Genomic DNA, 7,964 nt, shown 5'->3' with positions numbered 1-7,964 from the left:
GGGCACGTGGCTGGGGCGGTGGGGCGCAGGGCCGTGGCGGCAGGGATCGCTTGCATGGCCGGCTTATCGCGCCCGCGCGGCGGCGCGTCAAACCTGCTTTTGTCGCAGCGTCGCCAGTTGGGTTCGCGTGGGCGTTGTTCTCCCTTCCCCAGGACTGTCATGCCCGGACTTGATCCGGGCATCCAGAGACTGTCGGCATCTCCTGGATTGCCGGGTCAAGCCCGGCAATGACAGTCAGAGGGATCCCAGGCCTCTCTAACGCACCTTGCCGGCGCGGGGGTCGTAGGGGTGGTCGGCCGCCCATTCCTCGATCACGCGGGCCAGCTCGGGGTCCATCGGGTCGGGCAGGGTGACGGCGAGCCGAACATACTGGTCGCCGCGGCTGTCGCTGGTCGGGTTGCGCACGCCCTTGCCCTTCAGCCGCAGCAGCGTGCCGCTGTTCGACCCCTTGGGGATGGTCACCACCACCGGGCCGACCAGGGTCGGCACCTCGACCCGGCCGCCCAGCACCGCTTCGGGCAGGGACACGGGCAGGGTCATGCGGATGTCGTTGCCGTCGCGCTCCAGCACCGGGTCGGGGGTGATGCGCACCTCGATCAGCGCGTCGCCGGCGGTGCCGCGCTGCCCCTTCTCGCCCTGGCCGCGCAGGCGGATGGTCTGGCCCTCGGTCAGCGCCACGGGCAGGGTGACCTTGAGCGACCGACCGTCGGCCAGCGTCACCGTGGTCTCGCCACCTTCGGCGGCACGGCGGAAATCGACCTTCAGCGTATAGGTGACATCCCGGCCCTTGGCCGCGCCGGCCCCGCCGCGTGCGCCGCCCTGGCCGAACATGCCGCGCAGGATGTCGTCGAGGTCGCCGGGATCGGTGAAGGCGTCGGCCGTGTCGTAGCGCTGGTAGCGCGTGCCGCCGGCCGCCCCGCCCATGCCGGCCCCGCTGCGGCGGGTATAGGCCCGCTCGGCACCGTCGGCACTGATCTCGCCGGCATCGAAGCGCTTGCGCTTCGCGGCGTCGCCCAGCAGGTCGTAGGCGCCCGAGACCGATTTGAACCGCTCTTCCGCGCGGGGATCGCCCTGGTTCAGGTCCGGATGGTATTTCTTGGCGAGCTTGCGATAGGCCCGCCGGATCTCATCGTCGCTGGCGGTGCGAGGCACGCCGAGCACGCTGTACGGGTCATCCATGGGGGAAGTCTCGGCGGCGGAGGTGTCGGGAGCGCGGATCTGCGGACGTAAGTCTTTGATCCGGATAGATGATGCCGCGCCGCCCCGGTTTCAACGCATCTCCCTTCACCTCTGCCCCTCAATTTGCCGGTGTGTCGCCGTCTTCGAAGCGCCGGCGCCAGTCGGCCAGCTGATGCGTGATCTCCAGCGCTGCGGCCAGCGCCGCCCGGCCTTCCGGCCCACTGACCGCCGGCGGGCCGCCATTGCCGACGCTCTGCAGGAAGCTCTGGATCTCCAGCTTCAGCGGGTCGCCGGTCTCGAATTGCTGTTCTTCCTGGTACAGCTCCGGCTGGCCGTCGCGCCCGCGGGTCTTGCGGATGAAGGTCAGCTTGGCCTCGCTCAAATCGACCATGATGTAGCCGTCCTGCTGGAAGATCCGCATGGTGCGGTGGCGCTTCCAGCTGACCCGGCTGGCGGTCACGGTCGCGGTGCAGCCATTGGTGAACTGCAGCCGGGCGTTGGCGATGTCGTCGGCCTCGCTCAGCACCGACGCGCCGACCGCGTCGATCCGCTCCAAGGGCGCGCCGACGATCTTCAGCACCAGGTCGATGTCGTGGATCATCATGTCGAGCACGACATTGACGTCGGTGCCGCGCGGCTTGAAGGCCGAGATGCGCTGGCATTCGATGTAGCGCGGTCGGTTCAGGATCTTGGACAGGCCCTGCACCACCGGGTTGAAGCGCTCGAGATGGCCGACCTGCAGCACCAGCTTGCGGTCGGTGGCCAGGCGGCTTAGCGCATCCGCCTCTTCCAGCGTGTTGCTGATCGGCTTCTCGATCAGCACATGGATGCCGGCTTCCAGGCAGATGCGGGCGGTGTCGAAATGGGCGTCGGTCGGCACGGCGATGCTGACGGCGTCGACCTGGCCGATCAGGTCGGCCAGCGCGGTCACCGGCTTGGCGCCATGCTTGGTCGCCAGCGCCTCGGCCCGGCCGGGGTCGGTGTCGTAGATCGCGACCAACTCCGCCTCGGGCAGTTCCGCGTGCTTGGCGGCGTGCAGGCTGCCGAAATAGCCCGCGCCGATCACCGCGGTCCGATACCGCTTCATGACATCTCCACGCTCATCACCGACTATGCTGCGCTTTCCTAGCGCTCTTGCCCCGGCTTTGGCCAGCGGTGATGCGCTTCCGGCTTGACGGGCGCCGCGCGTGGGGCGAGGAATACGTCCGACTTAACAACAGGGTTTGTTGACATGGCTGGCAGGCTGGCGGGCAAGACGGCGGTGCTGACCGCGGCGGGGCAGGGGATCGGCCGGGCGGTGGCGCTGGCCTTCGCGCGGGAAGGTGCGACGGTCCACGCCACCGACATCAACGCTGCGGCGCTGGAGGCCCTGGCGGCCGAAGTGCCCGCGATCAAGACCACCCGGCTCGACGTGCTCGACCACGGTGCGATCAAGGCCTATGCGGCCGAGCGCGGCGCGATCGACGTGCTGTTCAACTGCGCCGGCTTCGTCCATGCCGGCACCATCCTGGACTGCGAAGAGAAGGACTACGACTTCTCCTTCGACCTCAATGTCCGCTCGGCCTACCACATGTGCCGGGCCTTCCTGCCGGCGATGATCGAGGCCGGCGGCGGATCGATCGTCAGCGTCGCCTCGGTCTGCTCCTCGATCAAGGGCCTGCCGAACCGGTTCATCTACGGCGCCACCAAGGCGGCGCTGCTGGGGCTGACCAAGTCGATCGCCGCCGATTTCGTCGGCAAGGGCATCCGCTGCAACGCGATCTGCCCGGGCACGGTGGAGACGCCGAGCCTGCACGACCGCATGGCGGCGCAGGGCGATATCGAAAAGGCGCGGGCCGCCTTCGTGGCGCGCCAGCCGATGGGCCGTCTGGGCAATGCCGAGGAGATCGCGTCGCTTGCGGTCTATCTGGCCTCGGACGAAAGTTCCTACGTCACCGGCCAGGCCATCAATGTCGACGGCGGCATCACGATCTGAGACGGGCGCTGAAGCGTCCACCATTCAAGTTCTAGGGAGCGAACACCGATGAAGCTGCTGCGCTATGGCCCCGCGGGGCAGGAGAAGCCGGGCCTGCTCGATGCCGAGGGCCGGATCCGCGATCTGGCCGGAATCGTGCCGGACATTGCCGGCGAGGCGCTGACCCCGGCCGGGATCGCCCGGCTGAAGGGCATCGACCCGTCGTCGCTGCCGGTCGTCGCCGGCAATCCGCGGCTCGGCCCCTGCGTCACCGGCACCGGCAAGTTCATCTGCATCGGCCTGAACTATTCCGACCATGCGGCCGAGACCGGCGCCACCGTGCCGCCGGAGCCGATCATCTTCATGAAGGCGACCAGCGCCATCGTCGGCCCGAACGACGATGTCGAGATCCCGCGCAACAGCGAGAAGACCGACTGGGAGGTCGAGCTCGGCATCGTCATCGGCAAGCCGGCGAAGTACGTCTCCGAGGCCGACGCGATGAGCCACATCGCCGGCTTCTGCGTCATCAACGACGTATCCGAGCGTGCCTTCCAGACCGAGCGCCACGGCCAGTGGACCAAGGGCAAGAGCGCCGACACCTTCGGCCCGACCGGCCCCTGGTTGGTGACGCCGGACGAGGTCGGCGACTACGACAACCTGCACATGTGGCTCGAGGTCGACGGCCATCGCTACCAGAACGGCTCGACCAAGACGATGGTCTATAAGACGCCGTTCCTGGTCAGCTATCTCAGCCAGTTCATGAGCCTGCAGACCGGCGACATCATCTCCACCGGCACGCCCCCGGGCGTCGGCATGGGGCAGAAGCCGCCGAAGTATCTCAAGGCCGGCCAGACCATCCGCCTCGGCATCGAGAAGCTGGGCGAACAGGCCCAGAAGACCGTCCAGGCCTGAGAGTCTTCGGGGCCTTCAGGCTCCTGTCGCATGGGGATCGGGGCGTCGTCCGGTGGACGGCGCCCTTTCCTTGTCTGCATTAAATTCGGTTAATTCCTTGTTGCCGGCGACGGTTGCGCCCCATCTCTACGTGAGATCAGGAGACACGCCATGGTGGGCGTGCCGCGTTTTCAGGACAGATGGTGTCACCATGTTCAAGGTGTTCCACGTCACTCCCCGCCGCGCCGCGATGTTCGCCACGCTCGGCGCCGCCCTGGCCTTGCCGCTGATGATCTCCACCCCGGCCGAGGCCTGGTGGCGCGGCGGCGGCTGGGGCTGGCATGGCGGCGGCTGGTGCTGCCATTCCGGCGTCAGCATCGGCATCGGCCTGCCGTTGTATGGCCCGCCGCCGGTCTACTATGCCCCGCCGCCCGTCTATTACGGCCCGCCGCCGGTGGTCTATGCCGCGCCGCCGCCACCCGTCTACGCCCAGCCGGGCTATGGCTACGCCCAGCCGCAGCCGCGCGTGGTCTATGCCCAGCCGCCGCAGCGGGTGTGGGAGCCGGGCTATTGGCGCGGCGGTGTCTGGATCGAGGGCCACTGGCGCTGAGAGTCCATTTGGAAACACTACTGGTGAGGCCGTCTGACGGCGGTTTCTGCGCTTCCGGTGCTCACGGACCCAGACGTCAGCTGCGCGCCGGTTCTCGAAACCACCGCCAGCCGACTCACACCAGCGTATTTCCAAACGGCCTCTAGGAGGCCGTCCGGAACCCGGTGGTCGTCAGCCGCCGGGCTCCGCCTCGCCGCGGGCCAGCAGGGACAGGTCGCCGATCGCGAAGGCGCCGCGGCGCCGGGTGATCGTGCCCTGGCGCTCCAGCACGTTCAGCTCCCGGGTCACCGCCTCGCGATGCGTCGCGATCCGCGCCGCCAGGTCCTGATGCAGCGGCGGCGGTGAGATCACGCCGCCGCCCGTTCCGTCCGGCCGTGCCAGCCGTGCCAGCTCGACCCGCAGCCGCTGCCGCACCGACAGGGTGCTGAGTTCGTTGACCTGGTTCGCCAGGCGGCGGATCTCGGCCGCCAGCAGCGCCATCAGCTGGTCGCAGACATCGGGGTGGCGGTGGACGGCATCGCGCAGCGCCGCCGCCGGCATCTGGGCGACCACGCTGCTGTGGGCGGCGCGGATCCCCGCGGAGCGCGGCCTTCCGTCGATCGCCGCCAGCTCGCCGAACATTTCGCCCGGGCCGATGTCGCGCAGGATCACCCGGCGGCCGTTCTCCGCCGGGATCAGCACCTGCACCAGCCCCTGCACGACGAAGAACGCATCCGTGCCCGGGGCCGCGATCTCGATCACCCAGTCCCCGGCCGCGGCGCTGCGCCAGCTGCACTGCGTGTCCAGCCGGTGGATCTCCTCCGGCTCCAGGCTGCGGAACAGCGGGATCCGGGCCAGGGTTTCGACCAATCGCGTCATCGGGGCCGCCTGTCATGGCCATTGCGGCCGGGTTCGGCCTTGCAGTTCGGCGCCGCCGCCCCGATTTTCAACGCCGACACGCGCGGATCAGCCAGGACAAAGGACCGGGACGGATGCATGAGGCGGCCCCCGGCCCCATCCTTGAGCGCCGCCTCAGGCTCGCCAGCGGGCTCATCCTCTTCGCCTATGTCATCTGCCACTTCGCCGCCCATGCCTCCGGCATCTTCCTGGTGCCGGCGATGGAGGCAGCCAGCCGGGTGCTGCTGGCGCCGTGGAAGGGCTGGCTGGGGCAGGGGGGGCTGTATGGCGCGCTCGTGATCCATCTCGGGCTCGGCCTGTGGGCGCTGTATCGCCGCCGCCAGCTGCGCATGCCGGCGGTGGAGGCGGCGCAGCTGGGGCTCGGCCTGCTGATCCCGCTGCTCGCGGTCAACCACGTGGTCAATGTCCGGCTCGGCAACGCGCTGTACGGGCTCGACGATTCCTACTGGCGCCTGCTCTACGCCTACTGGGTCGACTCGCCGACCTATGGCCTGCCGCGGCAGATGCTGCTGCTGGTGGTCGTCTGGATCCATGGCTGCATCGGCGTGCGCTACGTCCTGCGCTATCGCGACTGGTATCCGCGCTGGGCGCCGGCGCTGGCCGCTCTGGCGACGCTGCTGCCGGTGCTGGCCGTGGTCGGCATCATCAATGCCGGCTGGGAGGTGGTGGAGATCTTCCGGCAGCAGCCGGAGATGCTGCAGCGCTATCTCCAGGCCGGCGACACCGCGGCGGCGGATCGCTGGCTCGATCTGGTGACCAACGGCATCGCCATTGCCTATGTCGTCCTCGTCGCCGGCGTGTTCGGCCTGCGGCGGCTGCGGGATTGGCACGCCAGGCGGTTCAACGCGATCGACATCCGCTTTCCCGATGGCGGCCAGGCCCGGGTGCCGCGCGGCTATTCCGTGCTCGACGCCAGCCGCTGGTCCGGGCGGCCGCATACCGCCGTCTGCGGCGGCCGCGGTCGCTGCTCGACCTGCCGCGTGCGGATCCTGCGCGGCGCTGCCGGCCTGCCGCCGCCGAATGCGGCGGAGCGGGCGGTGCTGGAGCGGATCCAGGCGCCGGCGGATGTCCGGCTGGCCTGCCAGCTGCGCCCGACCGGCCCGGTCGAGGTGATGCCGATGGTGCCGAGCGATTCCCGCCGGCCGGCCCTGGCCGCCGCCCTGGCGGGGCAGGGGCAGGAGCGGATGATTGCCGCGCTGTTCGTCGACCTGCGCGATTCGACCCGGCTGGCGGCGGACCGGCTGCCCTATGACGCGCTGTTCATCCTCGACCGTTACCTGCAGACCGTCATCCATGCGGTCGAGCGGCAGGGCGGCCTCGTCACCAGCATCGCCGGCGACGGGGTGATGAGCATCTTCGGCGCCGCCCCGGGCGTCGATGCGGCCACCGCCTGCCGCCAGGCGATCGCGGCGGCCTGCCGCACATGGCGGGCGCTGGATGATCTGAGCGGCGAGCTGGGCCATGTGCTGGAAGAGCCGCTGCGCTTCGGCTTCGGCCTGCATGCCGGGCCGTCGGTGATCGGCGTGGTCGCGGCCGGCGGCACGGACCGGTCGGTCCAGTTCCTCGGCGACACCGGCAATGTTGCGGCCCGGCTGGAGGCCCTGACCAAGACGCATGGCTGCCCGCTGATCCTGTCCGAGGCCGCGGCGGCCCATGCCGGCCTCACCGGGCCGGGCTTCGAACGGTCGGTGGTCGAACTGCGGGGACGGCCGGACGGGCTGGGGATCCTGCTGGTGCGTGACGCCGGGCCGCTGGAGCGGGCCGTCGGCGTCCCGGCCTGACCGCACGGCCGCTTCGCCGGCCGCAACGCTGGGCTGTGCGAAACATCACATCGTGGCCGCCGCAGCCGCTCCATATCTCCGTGTGGCGGCACGGCCGGGGGACCTATCCCCGGCCGTGCCTTTGAGCTGACGTTGATATCTGGAGATCGAGATGAGCTTCATCGAAATGACCGGCGTCGAGCCGGACGATTCGATGGCGCAGAAGTGCCGTCGCGCCAAGGCTGGTTCGGATGCCCGCTCGCCCGAGGTGTCGTGGGCCGAGGTCGCGGTGGCCTGGGTGATGGCGGCCGGCGGGCTGGGCGTGACCTTCGCGCTCTGCTTCGTCGTGTCGGCCACCGGCCTGCTGCACTGACCGCCCGGCCGTCCCGGCGATCGCCGCGGCGGCCTTACCCTTCCAGCGTCGCTGCAAAGCGCAGCCGCACATAATCCGCCGTCCACTGACCCGACTGGTCGCGCAGGCTTGAGGCCAGCAGCGCCTCGACCTCGTCCAGAATCGCCGAGCGCGCAGCGCCCTCAATGCCGCCGAGCATCGGGTTGGCGAAGGTGTCGAGCCAGCCGCGCATTCCGGTCGGCAGCGGCGTCGGCCGCGGCACCAGCCCGGCGGTCTCGACGGTGAAGCCCTGCGCCTCCAGCTTCGCCGTGTACTCCTCCG

Annotated in this window: 8 protein-coding genes and 1 pseudogene; 5 read left to right on the top strand and 4 right to left on the bottom strand. The window is 69.8% G+C overall.

The annotated features are described in order from the left end of the window. Positions 1 to 255: 255 nt before the first annotated feature. Both AC3XYG_RS02375 and AC3XYG_RS02370 read right to left on the bottom strand, forming a co-directional pair. The gene (locus AC3XYG_RS02375) at positions 256 to 1,179 is read right to left on the bottom strand and encodes a DnaJ C-terminal domain-containing protein (RefSeq protein WP_489138210.1); all 924 of its coding nucleotides are present in this window, start codon (positions 1,177 to 1,179) and stop codon (positions 256 to 258) included. A 118-nt stretch (positions 1,180 to 1,297) separates the two neighbouring features. Further along, positions 1,298 to 2,266 carry a Gfo/Idh/MocA family protein gene (locus AC3XYG_RS02370; RefSeq protein ID WP_489138209.1) on the bottom strand — a complete coding sequence of 323 codons (969 nt, stop codon included), beginning with the start codon at positions 2,264 to 2,266 and terminating at the stop codon, positions 1,298 to 1,300. A 144-nt stretch (positions 2,267 to 2,410) separates the two neighbouring features. Between AC3XYG_RS02370 and AC3XYG_RS02365 the strand changes: the two genes are divergently transcribed. The 3 genes from AC3XYG_RS02365 to AC3XYG_RS02355 all read left to right on the top strand — a co-directional run bounded on the left by AC3XYG_RS02365 (position 2,411) and on the right by AC3XYG_RS02355 (position 4,634). Continuing rightward, complete coding sequence (locus AC3XYG_RS02365) at positions 2,411 to 3,154, top strand: SDR family oxidoreductase (protein WP_489138208.1); 744 nt, start codon at positions 2,411 to 2,413, stop codon at positions 3,152 to 3,154. A 48-nt stretch (positions 3,155 to 3,202) separates the two neighbouring features. Continuing rightward, positions 3,203 to 4,045 (top strand): fumarylacetoacetate hydrolase family protein, encoded by an 843-nt coding sequence (locus AC3XYG_RS02360; protein ID WP_489138207.1) that lies wholly within the window; start codon positions 3,203 to 3,205, stop codon positions 4,043 to 4,045. A 190-nt stretch (positions 4,046 to 4,235) separates the two neighbouring features. Beyond that, positions 4,236 to 4,634, top strand: coding sequence for a hypothetical protein (locus AC3XYG_RS02355; RefSeq protein WP_489138206.1), 399 nt, complete (start codon positions 4,236 to 4,238; stop codon positions 4,632 to 4,634). A gap of 171 nt (positions 4,635 to 4,805) precedes the next feature. On the opposite strand, the gene AC3XYG_RS02350 is transcribed toward AC3XYG_RS02355, so the two are convergent. After that, positions 4,806 to 5,492, bottom strand: coding sequence for a Crp/Fnr family transcriptional regulator (locus AC3XYG_RS02350; protein ID WP_489138205.1), 687 nt, complete (start codon positions 5,490 to 5,492; stop codon positions 4,806 to 4,808). Positions 5,493 to 5,605: 113 nt separating this feature from the next. Between AC3XYG_RS02350 and AC3XYG_RS02345 the strand changes: the two genes are divergently transcribed. Both AC3XYG_RS02345 and AC3XYG_RS02340 read left to right on the top strand, forming a co-directional pair. Beyond that, complete coding sequence (locus tag AC3XYG_RS02345; protein WP_489138204.1) at positions 5,606 to 7,312, top strand: adenylate/guanylate cyclase domain-containing protein; 1,707 nt, start codon at positions 5,606 to 5,608, stop codon at positions 7,310 to 7,312. A gap of 151 nt (positions 7,313 to 7,463) precedes the next feature. Further along, on the top strand, positions 7,464 to 7,664 hold the full coding sequence (locus tag AC3XYG_RS02340) for a hypothetical protein (protein ID WP_489138203.1): 201 nt from the start codon (positions 7,464 to 7,466) through the stop codon (positions 7,662 to 7,664). A 34-nt stretch (positions 7,665 to 7,698) separates the two neighbouring features. On the opposite strand, the pseudogene AC3XYG_RS02335 reads toward AC3XYG_RS02340, so the two are convergent. Beyond that, a pseudogene (locus AC3XYG_RS02335) lies at positions 7,699 to 7,964 on the bottom strand (SAM-dependent methyltransferase); the annotation flags it as partial.

Source organism: Inquilinus sp. (genome assembly GCF_057815775.1).
This window is presented reverse-complemented; position numbering and strand designations above follow the sequence as displayed.

Excerpts from the sequence above, each read along its gene's own strand:
- AC3XYG_RS02370 (WP_489138209.1), bottom strand. The coding sequence starts at position 2,266 with ATGAAGCGGTATCGGACCGCGGTGATCGGCGCGGGCTATTTCGGCAGC.
- AC3XYG_RS02355 (WP_489138206.1), top strand. The coding sequence starts at position 4,236 with ATGTTCAAGGTGTTCCACGTCACTCCCCGCCGCGCCGCGATGTTCGCC.
- AC3XYG_RS02360 (WP_489138207.1), top strand. The coding sequence starts at position 3,203 with ATGAAGCTGCTGCGCTATGGCCCCGCGGGGCAGGAGAAGCCGGGCCTG.
- AC3XYG_RS02350 (WP_489138205.1), bottom strand. The coding sequence starts at position 5,492 with ATGACGCGATTGGTCGAAACCCTGGCCCGGATCCCGCTGTTCCGCAGC.
- AC3XYG_RS02375 (WP_489138210.1), bottom strand. The coding sequence starts at position 1,179 with ATGGATGACCCGTACAGCGTGCTCGGCGTGCCTCGCACCGCCAGCGAC.
- AC3XYG_RS02365 (WP_489138208.1), top strand. The coding sequence starts at position 2,411 with ATGGCTGGCAGGCTGGCGGGCAAGACGGCGGTGCTGACCGCGGCGGGG.
- AC3XYG_RS02340 (WP_489138203.1), top strand. The coding sequence starts at position 7,464 with ATGAGCTTCATCGAAATGACCGGCGTCGAGCCGGACGATTCGATGGCG.
- AC3XYG_RS02345 (WP_489138204.1), top strand. The coding sequence starts at position 5,606 with ATGCATGAGGCGGCCCCCGGCCCCATCCTTGAGCGCCGCCTCAGGCTC.